Origin of the sequence: Leeia aquatica, assembly GCF_012641365.1 — a bacterium.
Taxonomy (GTDB): domain Bacteria; phylum Pseudomonadota; class Gammaproteobacteria; order Burkholderiales; family Leeiaceae; genus Leeia; species Leeia aquatica.
Window position 1 is genome coordinate 1,236,943 of record NZ_JABAIM010000001.1, and the last position, 19,171, is coordinate 1,256,113.

Annotated in this window: 15 protein-coding genes; 6 read left to right on the forward strand and 9 right to left on the reverse strand. The window is 62.0% G+C overall.

Annotated features, from left to right (window positions below; genetic code table 11):
* Positions 1–24: 24 nt before the first annotated feature.
* From HF682_RS06355 to HF682_RS06370, 4 genes are all read right to left on the reverse strand, one after another.
* Complete coding sequence (locus tag HF682_RS06355) at positions 25–1,140, reverse strand: PA0069 family radical SAM protein (RefSeq protein ID WP_205881919.1); 1,116 nt, start codon at positions 1,138–1,140, stop codon at positions 25–27.
* A 76-nt stretch (positions 1,141–1,216) separates the two neighbouring features.
* Positions 1,217–2,806 (reverse strand): DUF3369 domain-containing protein, encoded by a 1,590-nt coding sequence (locus tag HF682_RS06360; RefSeq protein WP_168876365.1) that lies wholly within the window; start codon positions 2,804–2,806, stop codon positions 1,217–1,219.
* A gap of 1 nt (position 2,807) precedes the next feature.
* Complete coding sequence (locus HF682_RS17990) at positions 2,808–4,856, reverse strand: sensor histidine kinase (protein WP_168876366.1); 2,049 nt, start codon at positions 4,854–4,856, stop codon at positions 2,808–2,810.
* Positions 4,857–4,919: 63 nt separating this feature from the next.
* Positions 4,920–5,693: a class I SAM-dependent methyltransferase gene (locus HF682_RS06370; protein WP_168876367.1), complete on the reverse strand. Its 774-nt coding sequence runs from the start codon at positions 5,691–5,693 to the stop codon at positions 4,920–4,922.
* 25 nt (positions 5,694–5,718) lie between these two features.
* Between HF682_RS06370 and HF682_RS06375 the strand changes: the two genes are divergently transcribed.
* On the forward strand, positions 5,719–8,001 hold the full coding sequence (locus tag HF682_RS06375; RefSeq protein WP_168876368.1) for a DNA internalization-related competence protein ComEC/Rec2: 2,283 nt from the start codon (positions 5,719–5,721) through the stop codon (positions 7,999–8,001).
* Here HF682_RS06375 and HF682_RS06380 read toward each other — a convergent pair.
* Entirely contained in the window at positions 7,966–8,925 is a 960-nt protein-coding gene (locus HF682_RS06380) for a hypothetical protein (RefSeq protein WP_168876369.1), read from the reverse strand. The genes HF682_RS06375 and HF682_RS06380 overlap by 36 nt on opposite strands.
* Positions 8,926–9,148: 223 nt before the next feature.
* Positions 9,149–9,925, reverse strand: coding sequence for a ParA family protein (locus tag HF682_RS06385; protein ID WP_168876370.1), 777 nt, complete (start codon positions 9,923–9,925; stop codon positions 9,149–9,151).
* A gap of 125 nt (positions 9,926–10,050) precedes the next feature.
* Here HF682_RS06385 and HF682_RS06390 point away from each other — a divergent pair, with 125 nt between their 5' ends.
* Both HF682_RS06390 and HF682_RS06395 read left to right on the forward strand, forming a co-directional pair.
* Positions 10,051–10,959: a cation diffusion facilitator family transporter gene (locus HF682_RS06390; protein ID WP_168876371.1), complete on the forward strand. Its 909-nt coding sequence runs from the start codon at positions 10,051–10,053 to the stop codon at positions 10,957–10,959.
* A gap of 24 nt (positions 10,960–10,983) precedes the next feature.
* Positions 10,984–13,215 carry a RelA/SpoT family protein gene (locus HF682_RS06395; protein ID WP_168876372.1) on the forward strand — a complete coding sequence of 744 codons (2,232 nt, stop codon included), beginning with the start codon at positions 10,984–10,986 and terminating at the stop codon, positions 13,213–13,215.
* A gap of 34 nt (positions 13,216–13,249) precedes the next feature.
* On the opposite strand, the gene HF682_RS06400 is transcribed toward HF682_RS06395, so the two are convergent.
* The 3 genes from HF682_RS06400 to HF682_RS06410 all read right to left on the reverse strand — a co-directional run bounded on the left by HF682_RS06400 (position 13,250) and on the right by HF682_RS06410 (position 16,126).
* Positions 13,250–14,002, reverse strand: a complete 753-nt coding sequence (locus tag HF682_RS06400) for a copper homeostasis protein CutC (protein WP_168876373.1) — start codon at positions 14,000–14,002, stop codon at positions 13,250–13,252.
* A 177-nt stretch (positions 14,003–14,179) separates the two neighbouring features.
* Positions 14,180–15,313 carry a branched-chain amino acid ABC transporter substrate-binding protein gene (locus HF682_RS06405; RefSeq protein ID WP_168876374.1) on the reverse strand — a complete coding sequence of 378 codons (1,134 nt, stop codon included), beginning with the start codon at positions 15,311–15,313 and terminating at the stop codon, positions 14,180–14,182.
* A gap of 42 nt (positions 15,314–15,355) precedes the next feature.
* A complete protein-coding gene (locus HF682_RS06410) occupies positions 15,356–16,126 on the reverse strand; it encodes a gamma-glutamyl-gamma-aminobutyrate hydrolase family protein (RefSeq protein ID WP_168876375.1) in 771 nt (256 codons plus the stop codon).
* Positions 16,127–16,228: 102 nt separating this feature from the next.
* Between HF682_RS06410 and HF682_RS06415 the strand changes: the two genes are divergently transcribed.
* From HF682_RS06415 to HF682_RS06425, 3 genes are all read left to right on the forward strand, one after another.
* A complete protein-coding gene (locus HF682_RS06415) occupies positions 16,229–17,134 on the forward strand; it encodes a LysR family transcriptional regulator (protein WP_168876376.1) in 906 nt (301 codons plus the stop codon).
* A gap of 158 nt (positions 17,135–17,292) precedes the next feature.
* Positions 17,293–18,582 carry a DEAD/DEAH box helicase gene (locus tag HF682_RS06420; protein ID WP_240947070.1) on the forward strand — a complete coding sequence of 430 codons (1,290 nt, stop codon included), beginning with the start codon at positions 17,293–17,295 and terminating at the stop codon, positions 18,580–18,582.
* Positions 18,583–18,587: 5 nt separating this feature from the next.
* A complete protein-coding gene (locus HF682_RS06425) occupies positions 18,588–19,046 on the forward strand; it encodes a YiiD C-terminal domain-containing protein (RefSeq protein ID WP_168876378.1) in 459 nt (152 codons plus the stop codon).
* Positions 19,047–19,171 lie beyond the last annotated feature (125 nt).

Here is a 19,171-nt window from a genome sequence, read left to right on the forward strand (position 1 = left end):
GGTGGCCTGTTGTTTTTCATGCGCTCAAAACAGGCTCAGCTGCCCGTTCGCCGGTGAGGGTGGCTGGAACAGGTCGCAGCGCACATCCAGACTGCGGCGCGCAAGGCCAAGGCGGCGGCAATGCAGGGCAAACTGCCGCCGCAGCATGTCGGCATAGGGGCCGCGTCCTTTCATGCGTTCACCGTAGGCGGACTGGTAATCCTGCCCGCCGCGCATCTGTTGCAGCACACTCATCACGTGCTCGGCCCGCTGCGGGTAGTGTTGCTTCAGCCACTCGACAAACAGGTCACGAATCTCCAGCGGCAGGCGCAGGATCACATAGCTGGCGCTGCCCGCCCCGGCTTCTGCAGCCGCCTGCAGCACGGAGAATACCCCGGCATCGGTCAGTGCCGGGATGATGGGCGCCACCAGCACGCCAACCGACACCCCTGCCCGATGAAGTGCCTGTACTGCCTGCAGACGTCGTAGCGGCGTGGCGGCGCGCGGCTCCAGCCGTCTGGCCAGCTCGGCATCCAGCGTGGTGACCGACAGATAGGTTTGTATCAGCCCCTGTGCGGCCAGGGCTTGCAGCAGGTCCAGATCACGCTCGATCAAGGCCGACTTGGTGATGATGCCGACCGGATGGCGGCAGTCCAGCAACACTTGCAGCAGCTGGCGGGTGATTTGCCATTGCCGGTCGATCGGCTGATAGGGGTCGGTATTGGCGCCCAGCATGATCGGGCTGGCCTGGTAGCCCGGCTTCGCCAGTTCCTTGCGCAGCAAGTCGGCGGCGTCCGGTTTGGCAAACAGCCGGGTCTCAAAATCCAGCCCGGGCGACAGGTCATGCCAGGCATGGCTGGGTCGCGCATAGCAGTAAATACAGCCGTGCTCACAGCCCTGATAGGGATTGATGGACTGGTGGAACGGGATGTCCGGGGACTGGTTCTGGCTGATGATCTGCCGTGAACGCACCACCTGCACCACGGTAGCGACACGCTCAGGCACGCCCTCCTGCAGCCGCTGCTGCTCCAGCTGTTCCGCATCCGCTTCGCGCGTCGCCTGCAGATAACGACCACCACGGTTACTCGCCGCGCCACGCCCGCGCAGCCCGCCTTGCAGGGCAACGGCATCCGTCGGTAGCGGCGCTTTAAGCGGCTTCACTTGGGCTCCCTCTGATCAATATAGAACGATCGTACTATATTGATCAGAGGGAATCAACTCATCGCATTATCCTGCTTCAACAGTTCACTGAGAGATCCAGATCCGGGAACCGATCATGGATGACCTGCAGGAAGGCCTCCACCACTTTGGGATCAAACTGGCTGCCTGCGCGTGCCTGTATGTATTGCACGGCAGCCTCCAGCGTCCAGGGCTCTTTGTAGGGCCGCTTGTGCATCAGCGCATCAAACACATCGGATACCGCCGCGATACGCGCAGACAGGGGGATCGCCTCACCCTGCAAGTGCTGCGGGTAACCACTGCCATCCCAATGCTCATGATGATTGCCCGCAATCTCGCACGCCAGCGACAGGTAGCTGACCCCATCGACCATGTCGCTGGCCTTGCCCAGGATGGAGCCACCGGTGGACGCATGCTGCTGCATCACGCCCCGTTCCTGCTCATCATGCTTGCCCGGCTTGAACAGGATATGATCCGGAGTCCCCACTTTGCCGACATCGTGCAGGATGCTGGCCATGCCGACCTGTTCGACAAAGGCCAGCGTCAGCTGCTCGCTGTAGTACCCAAGCGCCTGCAGCTCGGCCACAATGGCATCGGTCATGCCCTGTACCCGCAGCACATGCTCTCCGGTATCGGTATCGCGGAACTCGGCCAGATCTGCCAAGGCCACCACCGTCGCCGTCTGTGCCCGCTTGAGTTGCTCATACAGGTAGAGATTGTCGAACGCAGCCGAGATACGGTCACAGAACACCCGCAACAATTGCTGCTCCAGCATGGCCAGTGGCCAGGGTGGCGCAAAGCAGATCACGTACTCGCGCTGATTCTCGGTGGCGATGTACAAGGCCACCCAGTCCTCGGCAAACTGGTGGGCCTGCTGCTGCAAGGCTGTCTGGATCAAGGCTTCGGCATCTTCACGGATATGCGGGTCAGGCGTATCCAGCAAGGTCTCGAAGGCTTCTGTTGCCGCCACCACACTGAGCGGTTGATGCTTGCCGGGTATCGGCGGGGGCACCGAAACGCACAGCACCCCATCGGCGCCAAAGCCAAGAATGCCACTGATCTGGCGCAGCACCCCGGAGGCAAACTCCCGCAGTGAGTGCTTTTGGTACAGGTTTGCCGAGGCATCCAGAATCTTGCCCAGGCCCTGGCGGCTGCGCTCAATGGACAGCAGACTCTCATACGCGCGCAAAGAGGCAATCACAGTGGTGAACAGCTTCTGGCTGGTCAACTCGGTTTTGGCTTTGTAATCGTTGATGTCGTAGTCGGTGATGACCTGCTGCTCTGGTGCCTGACCGGGCTGCCCCGTGCGCAGCACAATGCGCACCAGCGCATTCTGCAGCTCTTCACGGATACGCCGCACCAGTCGCAGACCGGCATCGTCGGTTTCCATCACCACATCAAGCAGCACCAGCGCCACATCGTCCCGACTGGAAAGTACCTCGAAGCCCTCGGCCCCCGAGTAAGCACTGATGAACTGCAGATTGCGCCGCTTGTAGCTGACCCCCTGCATGGCCAGCCGTGTCACGCTGTGCACGTCCGGCTCATCATCCACAATCAGGATCACCCAGGGCAATGAGGAAGGCCCGAGCAGCGTGGTACCGGGCTCCTCATCCTCAATCAGCCAGTCGTCCTCATCCGGCATACTCATGTTACTCCCCTTGCCCCGCCACCCTTGGTAACAGCATGGTGAAGCGGCAGCCTTGCCCCAGCGTGCTGTCCACCTCAATACTGCCCCCCAAGCGGCGACGTACCAGGTTATACACAATATTCAGGCCCAGCCCGCTGCCCCCGCTACCACGCCGCGTGGTAAAGAACGGATCAAACAGGTGGCCGACATGCTCCGGTGCCACACCTTTGCCATTGTCCATGAACTGCAGGCGTATCCTTTCCTCATCCGGCAGGGTGACCCGGATCAGGATGGCACCATCCTGCTCGGGCTCAAACGCATGAATCAGTGCATTCATCACCAGGTTGGTGAGCACCTGTGCAATCGCGCCCGGATAGCTGTCCATTTCGCAGCCCTCCGGGCAATCCAGCGTGATGTGCACCGGGCGCCGCTTGTAGTGTGGTCGCAAACTGTCCAGCACCTCTTCAATATAGTCGTGCAAATCAAATTTGCGCCGGACTTCGCTGGTCTGATCAACCGCAATCTCCTTGAAGCCCCGGATCAGATCCGCCGCACGCAAGCTGTTGCTGGAAATCAGCGATGCGGTATCTTCCACCTGCTGCATGAACTGCGTGAGGTCCGACTTCCGCACCGCGCCCTGATCTACCAACTCTCGCATCCGGCGGACGGTTTCACTCAGGTGCGATGCTGCCGTCAAAGCCACCCCCACTGGTGTATTGATCTCGTGCGCCACGCCGGCCACCAGTCCGCCGAGCGAGGCCAGCCGTTCGGACTCCAGCAAGCTGTCCTGAGCTTCCCGTAGCTGCTGTATGGCGTTCTCGGCTTGTACTTTCTCCTGCTGCAGACTGGCTTCCATATCCCGTCGTCGTACATTTTCCTCGGTCAACGAGTAGGCGAATTCCAGAAAGGCGGCACTCACCCGCGACAGCTCATCCTGGCTGGTCAACCGAAAATCGGCTGCATTGACACCGCCGCCGCCGCCGGATGCCAGCAAGCGGGCGGTGGCCTCTTCCAGCTGGTGAATGTCGCGCATGGTGCAGAGGTAAAAGGCCAGAAACAGGTAAGCCGCCAGTGCCAGGGAAAACGCCACCAGCCCCAGCAGCGCCCATTGCTGCTGACGCTCACTGTGCAGTGCACTTTGCAGATGCGTCTCCAGCGTGCGCACAGAGCGCTGCCACGCCTCATCGGCAATCCGCCACATGCTGTTCAAGACAGGCTGCATGCCGCGCAGCAACACTCGATCCGTCAAGCGGTCCTCATTGCGCAGGCGCTGCAGGACCTCACGCAACAATTGCACCTGGGCGGCCATGCGCCGGTCATCCCGGTCCATGCGATCCCGGTCTGCTTCATCGGTGCTGCGCTCATAACTGTTGCTCAGGATCGGCAAGCTATCGGCCCAGCGATCCAGCAGATCTTGCATGGCGCCCAGCTCTTCAATGGTCAGCTCATGCTCGGGGATGGCTTTGGAGAGGGGGCGCAAACGGTATGCCACGGCACGCAGCTGTGTCTGATAGTAAGGATGCAGCACCACCACTTGCTGGCCCAGCGAGAAGCGGAGCATGCTGTTTTCCAGCACCAGGCCCGATCGCTCATAGATATCGGCACGAATCGCCTGGATGGCGGGTGGCGTACTGTTGACGCGATACTCGGCCGTCTCCAGCTGCTGCCCTAGCAAATCCTGCCGGAATGCATCCAGGGTCTGCAGCTCGCCACGCGCAGCGGCAATGTAGCGGTCGCGCCCCACTTGATCCAGTGCCTTGTTCCACAGTGCCAAGGCGGACTGAAGCGGCAGGAAACGCTCACGTTGCCGGGCGACGGGAACGCCAGGCAGGGTCAGCAAGGCCAGACCACTCAAATTGCTCTCGATCTGGCTCAGCGGCTTTAACAAGGCGATACCTTGCTGTTCCTGGATCAGGGTATTGCTGCGTTCGACCGAAGACTGCCAAAGCTGCCACGTCAGCAGCAGCATGGGCAGCAGCATACAGGCCATCACCGTCAGAAACTTGACGGGATAGCGCACCTGCTGCATCAGCCAGATGCCTGGCCGCATCAGCCCTACATGACCGCCCACCCTGCTCTCCCCGGGACGCTGCTGTACTTTTACCTTAGCAGACCGGATCGGGCTGTGCTGGGGTCAGGCGGGCAATGCAGGGTAGAGGTCGAACCGGGTGCTGTCACCACCAATGGCACCCGAAGGAGCTCTGTCGGCCAGCCAGGGCGCCCCTTTGGGACGCTTCACCACCACACGCCGGCGCGCCACCCGGCACGCCTCCAGCAGCAAACCATCGGCGTCCGGATCACCGGACAGCAGTTGCTGAAACACCTGCATGCCCTTGCGGGCACGTGCTGTCCCTCGCTTCTCCGGGAACATCGGATCGAGGAACACCACATCAAAGGCAGCATCCGGCTGTTCGCGCAGCAGCTGCAGTGCATCACCATATTGCAGCTGCATGCGGGCTACAATGTCCCCGACCTCTGGATCTTCTGCCGCACGCAACAGACCATCCTCCAGCAGTGCAGCCACCACCGCCACGCGCTCAAACATCTGCACTTCGCAGCCGAGGCTGGCCAGCACAAAGGCGTCTCCCCCTAAGCCAGCCGTCGCATCCAGTACCCGGCAGGTCTGCGTGCCTTTTAATCCAATGGCCTTGGCCACCGCCTGGCCTCGTCCACCGCCAAACTTGCGGCGATGTGCCGCCGCCCCCGCGACAAAATCGACCCGCAGCGGGCCGGGGGCCTGAGGTCCGTGGCTGAGCAAGGCCAGCCCCTGCGCATCCAGCCACAAGCTATGCGCCTCATCCCGTCGGGGGCGGCAGACAAAGCCATAGCGTTCCGCCAACAGGTCAGCAGCCGAAAGCTGTTCAGAGGCCGCCTCAAGTGGCAGGCTTGCGTTAACATCGTGATTCATCACACTCTTCCAACAAGGAACCTTCATGCGGGTGGGGGTATTGGCCTGGCTGATCGGCGTGGTCTGTTTGCAGCAACTGGCTGCGCTGCCCAGCCTCAGCCTGTTGCTATGCCTGCTGGCCCTCGCCCTGCCCGGCTTGTGCCTGTGGCGACGGTATCCCGTCTGCGGCTATCTGGGTTGCCTGCTGGCGGGCTTCGCCATCAGTGGCCTTTGGGCACTGCCTCGTGCTGCCGCCCAATCCGCCTGGCCAGCGACCGCACAGCATTACCCGGTATGCGGCACCGTGCTGGATTTACCCGAGCTGCGCCAGCAAACCCTGTGGTTCACCCTGCAACCCGATGCCCGGCTTCCCCTGCCAGACCACGCGCCCTTGCGCATCGGCTGGTACCTGGGCGGCAGTACCCTTCAGCCGGCCACACCCCATGCCGCAGAGTATTGGTGCTTCGATGCCCGCCTGCGCCCGGTACACGGTCAGTATAACCCGGGTGGCAGCGATCTGGCGGCCCACTACTGGGCGAATGGTCTCTACCGCAGCGGCTATCTGGACCCGAAGACGGCCCAGCGCCGGACATCAGCCTTGACACCGCCGCTCCGCGCGCAACTGAATGCCTGGCGTGAGGCCTTGCGCCAACGCCTGCTGGATCAACTGGGCAACCACCCGCAACGCGGTTTGATTGTGGCGCTGTCACTGGGGGATCAGAGCCTGATTCCGGCAGACCAGTGGGCGGTGTATCGGCAAACCGGGGTCACCCACCTGGTCTCGATCTCCGGACTGCACATCACCTTGTTTGCGTGGCTGGCCAGCCTGCTGGGCAGCGCCGTATGGCGACGCATGCCGGCTGCCGCAGCCCGCCTGCCAGCGCAGCAGGTTGGTCTGTGGCTGGGCTTGATGGCTGCCACGGTCTATACCGCCCTCTCCGGCCTGGCCATACCGGCAGAGCGCACCTGGCTGATGCTGCTTGTGGCTTGCTGGATGCTGTCCCGTGGCAGACGCTACCATGTGTCCGACAGTCTGGCGGTGGCATTGTGGGTCATCCTGATCACCGATCCCTGGGCCGTGCTCTCCAGTGGCTTCTGGCTGTCATTTGGCGCAGTGGCCTTGCTGGTCTGGCATGGCAGTGGTCGTCAGCCAGGGCGGTGGTACAGCGCCCTGCGTAGCCAATGGGCCATGTTTGCCGGCATGCTGCCACTGCTGGTGTACGGGTTTGGGCTGCTGTCCCTGATTGCGCCTGTTGCCAATGCGGTGGCCATCCCCTTGGTCAGCCTGTTACTGGCCCCGCTCTCGATTGCCAGCCTGCTGCTTCCCATGCTGGCCGAGGGTACCGCCATGTTGGCACAGGGCCTGTTCCACGTGCTGGCAGTGCTGGCGCAATGGCCGCTGGCGACGCTGAGCCTCGCGGCCCCCGGAGTGCTGACCACGCTGCTGGCTGGTGCGGGGGGGCTGTTGCTGCTGGCGCCACGTGGCTGGCCGGGACGCGGCATGGGCTTCCTGCTACTGCTGCCGCTATTCTGGTCCGATCAGCTGCGTCCGGCAGCCGGCGCCATCCACCTCAGCGTACTGGATGTGGGGCAAGGGCTGGCCGTGCACCTGCAAACGGCCACGCATGACCTGCTGTACGATACCGGTGCACGTGGTAACGGTGAGCGGGTGCTGTTGCCCTATTTCCGTTCACAGGCCGTCAGTCGACTGGACCTGTTAATGCTTAGCCATGATGACAACGACCATACCGGCGCCAGCCGTGAACTGCTGCAAGGCCTGCCGACCATGGGCTTGCTGGCCAGCATGGCGTCACCACCGGATGTCGCAGGACCACGCCCGTTTCGCCACTGCCAGGCAGGGCAACACTGGCAGTGGGACGGCGTAGATTTCGCCATCCTGTGGCCGCCCGCCCATTCTTCGCCAGAATGGACCGACAACCAGCGTAGTTGTGTACTGCGGGTCACAGGGGCTTTTGGCTCGGTGCTGTTGACCGGAGACCTGGAGCAGAACGGGGAAACGGCACTGATTGCCTCAGGCGTGCCGTTACACAGCACCGTGCTGGTGGCCAGCCATCATGGCAGCAAACGCTCTTCCAGTACGGACTGGATTCAGGCCGTGGCCCCTGCGGCTGTTATCTTCAGTGCAGGCTATGGCAATGCTTTCCACCATCCTCACCCGGATACCCTGGCCCGTTTCCATCAACAAAGCGTGCCAAGCTGGCGCACCGATCTGCAGGGGGCCATTCAACTGAAGCTGGATGGTCAGGACTTGCAACCTCAGGGCTGGCTGGACTCACACCGCCGATACTGGCATGCGGTTGACCACTAGGCAGCCATTGCAGTATTGATCGGCCCGCACCTCGAACGAAGCGCGATGCAGGGTAGACAGCGTGACCGGCGGCTTGCCGGGCCGCACCAGGGTCACAATGCAATTGGCCAGTTTGGTATGCAGGCAGGTGTGGGGATGGCCGGCCACCGGGTAGCTGAAGCGGGCAAACAGCGGCAGCTGGGCCTGTATCTGACCGTGTATGCGCACACCGGACTGGCGGACGTCAAAACTCCAGACCACCAGCCCGGAATGGCTGTCTTCACGGATGCCATCTGCCAGCACATTGATCACATACACGGCTTCGGCATAGTGCAAGGTGAACACACTCATCCACGGCGCCCAGTCCTTGCCCAGGGACAGCTTCTGCGTGGAACACTCCAGATAAGCATGGTTGCTGTTGTCAAAGCCCACCACCTGCGCCCAGGCCTGCCGCTCAAACATCTTCAGCCCCTGGTCATCCAGGCGACTGCCGAGCCAACCTTTGACTTCAACTGGCTCGTTATCCAGCCACAGCATGCCGTTGAACAGCAAATGTGGCGGGCTATAACTGCTGCCATCCGGCAGCGCCGCTGGTGCAGGCAATTGATCGGCCAGCGGGTGACTGCTAAGCTCCCAGGACAGCTGATAGCCCACACCGGGCGCCGCCCCGCTCAGGTGATCCAGCCCCAGTACTGCGCGATCCATCTGCAGGCGCTCCTGCTCATAGTCGATCGCGCACAAATCCGCCGCTACCGGCAAACGCCCCCGCCACACCGAATTGCGCTCCCCGTCAAAAAAGGCCACAGAAAGCTCGCCATCCGCCGAGCTTCCGGGCTTGGGCAAGGAGTAAGACAACCACAATGCCAGTGGCCGCGTCGGATGATTGGCACGGATGATGTGCCCTGTCAGGGTTCGGGCACCTCGTTCAGGTGCAGCGGAGGGCATGGATACGTTCTCTTGCAATCAATAACGATTTGTATTCTGCATCATCTCGCACATCGCCCACCCTTCATGAGGACGAGGTTACGGATGGCTCCACGCCACAAATTCCATATAAAAACAACGGCATAAAATGGTCACCACAAGGCATCCGGTGTACCAGCCGAATCAAAAGCGGGCGAATTCCAGTATAGGCGGCTCTGGAAAATCTGCAACTGCCGAATCAGGATCAGCGCGGGTTTTGTGTCAAACCTTGATACAGTTCCAGATAGCTCTGGCTGAGCTTGTGCTGTGGCTGCAGGTTGATCAGGGGGCATGACAGCTGATGCGACTCACGTACCACCACAGAGCTGCCCAGCCGTACTGGCAGCACCGGCAAGCCCTCCGCCTGCAGGGCTTCCACCAGCTGACGCGGCAAGCTGGCGCGAGGCTGGTACTGATTGACCACAATGCCTTCCACTTGCAAATCAGGATTATGGTCATCCCGCAGCTCAGCCACATTGTCGAGCAACTGGTACAAGGCCTGCCGGGAGAAGGCGTCACAATCAAATGGAATCAGACAACGGTCTGCCGCAATGAGCGCCGAGCGGGTGTAAAAATTCAGGGCCGGCGGGGTGTCCATATAGACTTGTGCAAACGTATCGGACAGCGACGCCAGCGCATCACGCAGTTTATAGATTTTGTAGCGGGCTTCGAGCTTGTCTTCCAGCTCCGCCAACCGACGATGTGCCGGCAGCACGAACAGATTTGGAAAGGGCGTGGGGTGGACATACGCCTGCGCCGGTTTCTGGAACAGGCTGACATTGAGCACCTGCTCAAACAGCTCGGCCAGACCGGGCAGTGCCGTCGCGGCGGCCTCCCCCAGCAGATAATGGCTGGCATTGGCCTGCGGGTCCAGATCCACCACCAGCGTCGGGGTGCCTTGCGACGCAGCAATCGCTGCCAGATTGCAGGTGATGGTGGATTTGCCGACGCCACCTTTCTGGTTGAAAATCACACGCCGCATGTTCATGTCCCGAAGTTGGTTAGAATACGGGGAAACGGTACACCACTGCTTATGCTGCAGTGCATTATCCGGCAGGACCGCGTACCCTGCAATGATTCCACCCTGACCTAAAGCAAAGGCCCTCCATGTCGCACCAGGCTGACTCCGTCAAATCCATCATCTATGCGCTGACCGCCAATCTGGCGATTGCCGTTGCCAAGCTGGTAGGCGCCGTCATCACCCGCTCCGGGTCGATGCTGGCCGAAGCCATCCACTCGTTTGCCGACTGTGCCAACCAGGGCTTGCTGCTGTGGGGGCTGAAAGCAGCCAAGCGCCCACCGACTTCGGATCACCCCTTGGGTTATGGCAAAGCCATCTACTTCTGGTCTTTCATCGTGGCCTTGATGCTGTTCAGCGTCGGCGGCATGTTTTCGATCTATGAAGGCTGGCACAAGCTGCACAGCACGGAACCGCTGTCCTGGCCATGGGTGGCCATCGGCATCCTGACCTTCAGCATCATTGCCGAAGCGTTGTCGCTGGCGGGCTGCCTGAAAGAGATCAACAAGGCACGCGGTCGCCGCTCTCTCTGGCGCTGGGCGCGTGAATCCCGGCAAAGTGAGCTGATTGTGGTGCTGGGAGAAGACGTCGCAGCGCTATTTGGCCTGGTTTTTGCGCTCATCGCCATCGTGTTGACCCTGCTGACCGGCAATCCGGTCTATGATGCACTGGGCAGCATCATGATTGGCGTGCTGCTGATTGCGGTAGCGGTGTTCATCGGGGTGGAAATCAAGGGCCTGTTGATTGGTCAGAGTATTGAAGACCGTGAACAGGAAGACATTCGCCAGTGGTTGAAGGCGCGTGGCGAGATCAAGCAGGTGCTGAACCTGATCAGCCTGCAACTGGGCAACCGCTGCATGCTGGCCATCAAGGCTGAAATGGCCGAATTCACGGACCAGCATGCCATGATCCGCGCCATCAACACGGTAGAAGCGGAGCTGCGGCAGGCGTTCCCGCAAGTACAATGGCTGTTTTTCGAGCCGGATGACCGGCACTGAACCTGATATCTGAAGCTGGCAAACATGGTTTCTGTTGCACACCCTTTAGCCCATTCCGAGCAGCCACTATCGGCGGCCCTGGCAGAGCGCCTGGCGGCGCTGGAGGAGCGCTTCACCCCGGCGGAGCGTGCCACCATTGAAGCCGCGGCGCAGGTGGCGGAAACCCTGTACCGCGACCATCTGCACCCGGTCACCACCCTGCCCCTGCTGCAGCATGCGGTGGCCACCGCCATGATGGTGGCCGACCTGCGGCTGGACCACGAGGCCATCGCGGCAGCCCTGCTGTTTGCGGCGCCGGACTATCTGGTCAACTGGGAAGTGACGCTGGCGGATTTTGGCCCCGATGTGCACAAGCTGATCGACGGGCTGAGCAAGGTGCGCCAACTCCCCCTGCTGGCCGAGAGCAACCGCAGCGACCCCCGCCTGGCCGGTCAGCAGATCGAAGTCATGCGCAAGATGATGCTGGCGATGGTGGAGGATGTGCGGGTGGTGCTGGTCAAGCTGGCCTGGCGTACCCAGACCATGCACGGCCTGAAGTATGCCGACCCGGAACAACAGGTTCACATTGCCCGCGAGACCATGGACCTGTTTGCTCCGCTGGCCAACCGGCTGGGTATCTGGCAGGTGAAGTGGGAACTGGAAGACCTCTCTTTCCGCTATCTGGAGCCCGCCCGTTACAAGAAGATTGCCCAGCTGCTGGATGAAAAACGCCTGCAGCGGGAAGCCTACATCACCGATGTGCTCAACCAGCTACGGCATGAGCTGGCGCAAGCGGGCATTGAAGGTGATGTTGCCGGGCGGCCCAAGCACATCTACAGCATCTGGAAAAAGATGCAGAAGAAGCGGCTGGAATTCCACGAGCTGTACGACATCCGTGCCGTGCGCATTCTGGTACCCACCATTCGCGACTGCTACACCATTCTCGGCATCGTCCATCACCTGTGGCGACCGATCCCGGGGCAGTTCGACGACTACATCTCGCACCCCAAGGGCAACTTCTACCGCTCCTTGCATACCGCTGTCATCGGGCCGCAGGAAAAAGGCATGGAAGTGCAGATTCGCACCTTCGACATGCACCAGCATGCCGAGATGGGCGTGGCGGCCCACTGGCGATACAAGGAAGGCGGGCGTGGGGACGCCGGTTACGAAGAAAAGATCGCCTGGCTACGGCAACTGCTGGCGTGGCGCGATGAAATCGGCCATGAGGATGAAAGCAGCGATGAAGGCCCACCCGAGCTGGTGGAGCAGTTCAAGAACGAGCTGTTCCGCGACACCGTTTACGTGCTGACTCCGCAAGGCCGGGTGATCGACCTGCCCGGTGGGGCCAGCCCCATCGACTTTGCCTACGCGCTGCATACCGACCTTGGCCACCGCTGCCGAGGCGCCAAGGTCAACGGTCATATCGTGCCGCTGACCTACGCGCTGCAGAATGGCGACCGCGTGGAGATTCTGGCCGCCAAGGAGGGTGGCCCCAGCCTCGACTGGCTGCGTCACGGCTTGCTGAAGTCCAGCAAGGCCAATGCCAAGGTGCGGCAATGGCTCAAGCAGCAGCATCTGGACGTGCTGATCGAGCAAGGTCGGCAGCTGTACGAGAAGGTTCGCCTCAAGCACCACAGCCATCTGGAACTGGAAACCCTGGCTGGCCGCCTGGGATTCCGCAAGCCGGAAGACCTGTTTGCCGCCATCGGACGCGGCGAGCTGGGACCGAAGGCGCTGGGCGATGCCATCCAGACCCTGCCGGTCACCAGCAGCGAGCCAGAAGAGGCCACCGTCACGGTAGAAGACCTGATCCGCCGCAGCAAGGCGGGTGACAATGCCCAAGGCATCCTGATCGAGGGTGTCGATAACCTGATGACGGTACTGGCCAAGTGCTGCAAACCAGTGATGGGGGACGAAGTGGTGGGCTATGTCACGCGAGGGCGCGGCATCTCCATCCACCGCAAAGGCTGCAAGGCGCTGGAACGACTCGTCGCCAGCTGCCCGGAGCGGATGATCGCCGCCAACTGGGGCCAGCTGCGCGACGCACGCTTCCCGGTAGACGTGGTGGTGGAGGCACAGGACCGTAATGGCTTGCTGCGTGACGTGTCAGAAGCGTTTAGCCGCGACAAGACCCATATTACAGCGGCGCAGACCCTGTCCCACCAAGGCGGCGCCACCCTGCGCTTTACCGTGGAGATCCTGAGCCTGGAGCAACTGCGCCACCTGCTGGCGCAGCTCTCCAGCGTGCCGGGTGTCATCCGCGCCAGCCGCCGTTAACGCAGGGGGCGCGTTGTGACGCGCCCCGCACTGCTCAGCGCAGGGCCTCCCGCAAGGCCAGCAAGGAAGCCGCACTGGTTTCCGGGCGGCCATACTCCGGCGGGCGCAAGCTGCCACCCATGAATACGCGCGGATTACGATATTGCATCGGGCTATCGCACCACCCCATGGCGGCCACGTGGATTTCGCTGATGCCTGCGCCATAGCCGGTCAGCAGCGGTAACAGCCGTGGCGCGCTACGCTCTACACCCCCGCCCGGCATGATGCTGATGCGCCCTGCCGCCCGCACCAGCAGCTGCTGCAGCAAGGGTGCACCTTCAAAGGCGCTGGCCTCCTGCCCGGAGGTCAGCACGCGGGACACCCCCAGTTCGATCAAATCATCCAGCGCCGCAAATGGGTCGCGGCACATGTCGAAGGCACGATGGAACGTCACCGGCAAGCCGCCAGCCTGCTCCATCAAGATACGACAGCGCGTCACATCCACATCGCCTTCCGGTGTCAGGATACCGAACACCACCCCGTTCGCCCCGGCCTGCCGTGCGGCTTCCACATCCAGGCACATGGCTCGGAATTCATCCTCGCTGTAGCAGAAATCACCGCCGCGTGGCCGGATCATCACCATCAGGCCCAGTTCAACGGCTTCGCGCACTGCCCGGATCATGCCCAGAGAGGGGGTGGTGCCCCCTTCCAGCAGGTTGTCGCACAGCTCCACCCGCTGCGCCCCCCCGGCTGCAGCCGCCCGAGCCGACGCCACGGAATCCAGACAGACTTCGATTTGCAATGTCATGCACCCTGCTCCTGTATCTTTGCCATTCGCAAAGGCCACAGTCTGCGCCAGACCGCAGGCCCACCTGAACTGAATTCACGGCCCGTCGTACGGCGTGTTGCAACAGGGCGACACTGGTCTCAAACGCCCGCCTGCTGCAGGCGACCATGCCGTTGCCAGCACGACCGCCTGCCCTGCTTAGCGCACCACCGATACCGGCTTCCACTGTCCGGACTGGTATTGCTTGACGGTAACTGCGGCGTGTTTGATATCCCCGTTCGGATCAAACTCCACCGGGCCGATCACACCACTCATCTTCAGCTTGGCCAGGAAAGGCAGATAACGTGCAGGCTCCGTGGAGTCTGCCGCCTTCATGGCGTGTGCCAATGCCATGACCGCATCGTAGGCATACGGCGCATAAATATTGACCTCCACGCCGAAACGGGCCTTGAAGCGCTTGTAGAAATCCGCGCCTTTGCTCATCTTGTCCGCCGGCAGCCCCGCCTCGGTACAGTACACCCGGCTGTCCAGCACATTGCCGGACAGCTCGATCATGTCGCTGGAGCAGGCACCATCCCCCAGCACCAGATTGGCCTTCATCCCCAGGCGACGCATTTGCTGCAGCAAGGGTGCCGCCGTCGCATCCATGCCACCGTAGACGATGACATCCGGGTTCTTGCTGCGGATGGCGGTTAATACAGCCATCCAGTCTGTCGTCTTTTCCGTGCCATACTCCCGTGCCACCACGCTGGCAGGCGAACCTTGCAGCGACTTCTCCACCTCGGCCACCAGACCCTGCCCATAGGCAGAACGGTCGTCAATCAAGGCAAAGCGTTTGCCCTTGAGCGTCTGGAACGAAAAACGCCCCATCGCGCCACCCTGCTGCTCATCATTGGCGACCAGACGGAAGGTGGTTTTGAAACCTTGCCGGGTGTACTTGGGGTTGGTGGCGGAGGGGCTGATCTGCGGAATGCCCGCATCCGAATAGATGCGGGATGCCGGAATGCTGGCGCCAGAGGTTTCGTGCCCGACGACCCCATTCACCTTCATGTCGACCAGCTTTTGCGCCACGATGGTGGCGGTGCGCGGGTCGGCCACATCGTCCTCCGACACCAGCTCCCAGCGTACCGGCTGCCCGCCAATACGCCACCCCATCTTGTTGAGGTCTTCAATCGCCAGGCGGGCACCATTGTCGATGTCTTTGCCTGCCCGTGAAATCGGGCCGGTCAAGGGCGAGGCCTGGCCAATCCGGACCAGGGTGTCTGCACTGACGGCCGGCATTCCGGCCAGCAACAGTACGCCCAAAGCCGTCTGCGTGATCTTGCGGTTCATGTGTGTCTCCTTCTCCGTGGTTTACAGGTTGATCCTGCTTGTTTATGCGACTGCGGTCCGCTGCTGCTGCCGTTCTCGGCAGGCCGCACCAAACGTGGTAAAGATGTGGGTGGACAAGGCATCCTGGCCCACCAGGGCTTCCGGGTGCCATTGCACCGCCAGATTGAAACCGGGGGCCGAGGCATCACAAAAGGCCTCAATCAGCCCATCCGGCGCCACCGCTTCCACCGTCAGCCCGGCTCCCAGCACGGCCACACCCTGTTCATGCAGGGAATTCACGCGGACCTCGTCCACGGCACACCCGCGCTGCAATATTCCGCCTTGCCGCAAGCGCACCGAGTGACTGAGGGCATACCAATCGGCCAACGGCCGGCTGTGATCCCCCTCGCGGTGGTCCAGCGCGCCCGGCTGCTCATGCACCGCCGGATGCAGCGTGCCGCCATAGGCCACATTCATTTCCTGAAAGCCGCGGCAAATGGCCAGCAGCGGGATGCCGCGCGCAATGATGCGGGGAATCAACCGCAGTACTGCCTGATCCCGCTCCTCATCCTCCAGGGTGCCTGCCGGGGCGGGGGCCGCCCCATAACAAGCAGGGGCCACGTTTGAGGCACTGCCGGTCAGAACCACGCCGTCCACTTCCTCCAGCAGGCACGCATCCAGCCCTTCCGGCATGCCAACCGGCCACAGCCAGGGCAAGCCTTCGGCAAACTGCTGCACCGCACGCACATAGCTGTGCGACACCGAGTTGGCGGCATGGTGGCGATAGACGATCCGGTCACTGCATATGGCAATGCGGGGCAAGGCGGTGGGCATGGACATGCTCTACGGGTATCTGGATGGTGTAATGAAAACAGTCCGCGGCATTTGCGGAAAGCCATTACAATCGAAAGCTGCTTTTGCACAGGACGCAAAACCATGGATCAGATCGTTGCACTTCGCAGCCTGCTGCAAGTGGTGCAGCATGGCAGTTTCTCGGCGGCGGCCCGGTCGCTGTCGGTCGCAGTATCCTCCCTCACCCGGCAGATTGACGGCCTGGAGCGGGATCTGGGAACGCGCTTGCTGATCCGCTCCACCCACGGCTTGCATTTGACGGAAGCCGGTGAGTGGCTGCTGCAGAAATCACGGCTGCCGCTGATGGACGTAGAAGCCGCCCTGCAGCAGGTGAGCGCTCTGGATCAAGCTTTGCAGGGCCGCATCAAGCTGACGGCCCCACTCAATTTCGGGCGTCGCCTGCTGCCGCCGCTGCTGGTCAGCTTTCTGCAGCAGCATCCTGCCGTCGAGATTGACCTCAGGCTGTCCGATCACTACCAACGGATCGCGCTGGAAGGTTTTGACATGGGCATCCGTGTGGGACAACAGCACGACCCGGATCTGCTGGTGTTCCCGGCTACCGCCCACCGCCCCATCCTGTGCGCCAGCCCCGACTACCTATCGCGCCACGGTACCCCAGCGGAGGCCCGTGACCTGCACCAGCATGCTTGCCTGCCGCAGATCGTGCTCGACCAGCCTGCGAGCTGGACCCTGCTGGTGAACGGAGAAGCCTGGAAGTTTGTACCCCGTGGCCCGCTGCAGTCGGATCGCTCAGAGGTCTTGTATGAGGCCGCGTGTGCCGGCCTTGGCATCGCGGACATGCCGTACTGGCTGGCGAGTGAGGCTTTGCAACAAAGTCGGCTCGTGCAAGTATTGCCCCAGCATCCTTTGCTATCCCCACTCGGCGATCAGGTTTACATCGTGATCCCGCCGCACCGTCGGCAGTCTCCCCGGGTGCGTGCACTGCGTGATCATTTGCTGCTGCATCTGGCCAAGGTGGATGATGCCTGAGCTCGCTCACCGGCCACGCCGGATCGGATTGTCGCTACGTCCGCAACAACTGACTGGTAGATCAGGTTTTTTTCCTGCTTTTTCTGGTTGAAGCTGTTGCAACTGCGCTACAATCCGGCACGATGCATTTTTCAGAACTTGGTTTAAGCGAAGAGATCATGCGTGCGATAGCCGATCAAGGCTACGACGCACCGACTCCTATTCAGGCGGCGGCCATTCCGGCCGTCATGGGCGGTCGCGACCTGTTGGCCGCGGCACAGACCGGTACCGGCAAGACCGCAGCGTTCACGCTGCCGATGCTCAACCGGCTTCGGCCCTACGGCAACACCAGCCCCTCGCCTGCCCGTCACCCCCTGCGCGCGTTGATCCTGACGCCCACCCGTGAGTTGGCCGATCAGGTGTTTGCCAACGTACAGAGCTACAGCAAATACCTGCCGCTGCGCTGCACGGTGGCTTTCGGTGGCGTTGCCATGCCGCCGCAGACCACCGCGCTGCGCAATGGCGTCGAGATCCTGGTGGCCACCCCAGGCCGTTTGCTGGACCATATCCAGCAAAAGAACGTGCAGCTCAACCAGGTCGAGTTCCTGGTACTGGATGAAGCCGACCGCATGCTGGACATGGGCTTCATTGACGACATCAAGCGCCTGATGGGCATGCTGCCTGCCAAGCGCCAGAATCTGCTGTTCTCGGCCACCTTCTCGCCGGAAATCAAGGCGCTGGCTGATCAGCTGCTGGATAACCCGCAAGTGGTGGAAGTGGCACGCCGCAACGCCACCAATGCCAATGTGACCCAGCTGCTGTACAAGATGAAAGAGGAGCAGCGCTATCCGCTGCTGCTCAAGCTGCTCAAGCATCACGACATCCAGCAGGTGCTGATTTTTGCCCGCACCAAGCAGACCACCGAGCGACTGGCCCGCCAGTTGCAACGGGACCGGGTGTCGGCCGTCTCCATTCATGGTGACAAGACCCAGCAGGCCCGTCTCGAATCGCTGGCCGCCTTCAAGGAAGGTCGCGCACTGGTGATGGTCGCCACCGACGTGGCCGCACGCGGGCTGGACATTGACCTGCTGCCCTTCGTCATCAACTACGAGCTGCCCAACACGCCGGAAGACTATGTACACCGCATTGGTCGTACCGGTCGGGCGGGTGCGCTGGGTACCGCCATCTCGCTGTCCGCACCGGATGATGAACGGTCGCTGGCCAATATCGAAAAGCTGATCAAGCAGCCGCTGTCGCAGCAAGACAGCGACAGCCTGCTGGCACCGCCGCCTCGCCCGGTTCGGGAAGTGGTCAGTGAAGGCCGCCGCGAGCGTAGCCGGGACAGCGATGGTCCGCCCGAGCTCAGCAACTGGCCCACCACACCGCGCCGCGATCGCACCCCACAGATCGCAGCCTTGTTCCTGCCGCCACAACGCGTGGTCAGCCCGGATACGGGCGACACCGCCTGATCTGCATGTCCAAGGTGGACCCTGCGCTGTTGGCACAGCTGCGGCAGATACCCCTGCTGCAGGCCATGCAGTTGCAGGTAATCCAGGCGGACATGGACGGCATCCACTTCAGCGCGCCGCTGGCAGCCAACCGCAATGATAAAGGCACCGCTTTTGCCGGTAGCCTGGCCAGCCTTCTGACCCTGTCCGGCTGGGCCATGACCACACTACAGGCCCGGCACGCCGGCTTTGATCTGGCGGTGGCGGTCAGCCATAGTGAACTGCGCTATCTCCTGCCGGTCACCGATACCCTGCAGATCGTCTGCCCGCCCCCCACTCCTGAAGCCCTGCATCACTTCCTGCACGCCCTGCAACACAAAGGGCGAGGCCGCCTGCCGCTGGAAAGCCAGGCGCTGACGGCAGACCGCCGCGTCGCGGCCTGCCACCTTGGTCAGTTTGCGGCCTTCCCTCGCCCACACGCCTGAGCCTTCCCTGTCCGGAATGACAGGTCCCCACGGCTAGCGCTTTTCGCCATGCTGCCGACGGATTATTGTTAGGAAGCAGTCGCCCGGTGTGGCGCGGTTAACGGCTTAGGGATGCAACACAATTT

What these genes read in the sequence shown, in the direction of transcription:
- HF682_RS06375 (WP_168876368.1), top strand. Translation starts at nt 5,719, where the DNA reads ATGCGGGTGGGGGTATTGGCCTGGCTGATCGGCGTGGTCTGTTTGCAG.
- HF682_RS06370 (WP_168876367.1), bottom strand. Translation starts at nt 5,693, where the DNA reads ATGAATCACGATGTTAACGCAAGCCTGCCACTTGAGGCGGCCTCTGAA.
- HF682_RS06380 (WP_168876369.1), bottom strand. Translation starts at nt 8,925, where the DNA reads ATGCCCTCCGCTGCACCTGAACGAGGTGCCCGAACCCTGACAGGGCAC.
- HF682_RS06425 (WP_168876378.1), top strand. Translation starts at nt 18,588, where the DNA reads ATGTCCAAGGTGGACCCTGCGCTGTTGGCACAGCTGCGGCAGATACCC.
- HF682_RS06360 (WP_168876365.1), bottom strand. Translation starts at nt 2,806, where the DNA reads ATGAGTATGCCGGATGAGGACGACTGGCTGATTGAGGATGAGGAGCCC.
- HF682_RS06415 (WP_168876376.1), top strand. Translation starts at nt 16,229, where the DNA reads ATGGATCAGATCGTTGCACTTCGCAGCCTGCTGCAAGTGGTGCAGCAT.
- HF682_RS06420 (WP_240947070.1), top strand. Translation starts at nt 17,293, where the DNA reads ATGCGTGCGATAGCCGATCAAGGCTACGACGCACCGACTCCTATTCAG.
- HF682_RS06385 (WP_168876370.1), bottom strand. Translation starts at nt 9,925, where the DNA reads ATGCGGCGTGTGATTTTCAACCAGAAAGGTGGCGTCGGCAAATCCACC.
- HF682_RS06410 (WP_168876375.1), bottom strand. Translation starts at nt 16,126, where the DNA reads ATGCCCACCGCCTTGCCCCGCATTGCCATATGCAGTGACCGGATCGTC.
- HF682_RS06395 (WP_168876372.1), top strand. Translation starts at nt 10,984, where the DNA reads ATGGTTTCTGTTGCACACCCTTTAGCCCATTCCGAGCAGCCACTATCG.
- HF682_RS06390 (WP_168876371.1), top strand. Translation starts at nt 10,051, where the DNA reads ATGTCGCACCAGGCTGACTCCGTCAAATCCATCATCTATGCGCTGACC.
- HF682_RS06400 (WP_168876373.1), bottom strand. Translation starts at nt 14,002, where the DNA reads ATGACATTGCAAATCGAAGTCTGTCTGGATTCCGTGGCGTCGGCTCGG.
- HF682_RS06405 (WP_168876374.1), bottom strand. Translation starts at nt 15,313, where the DNA reads ATGAACCGCAAGATCACGCAGACGGCTTTGGGCGTACTGTTGCTGGCC.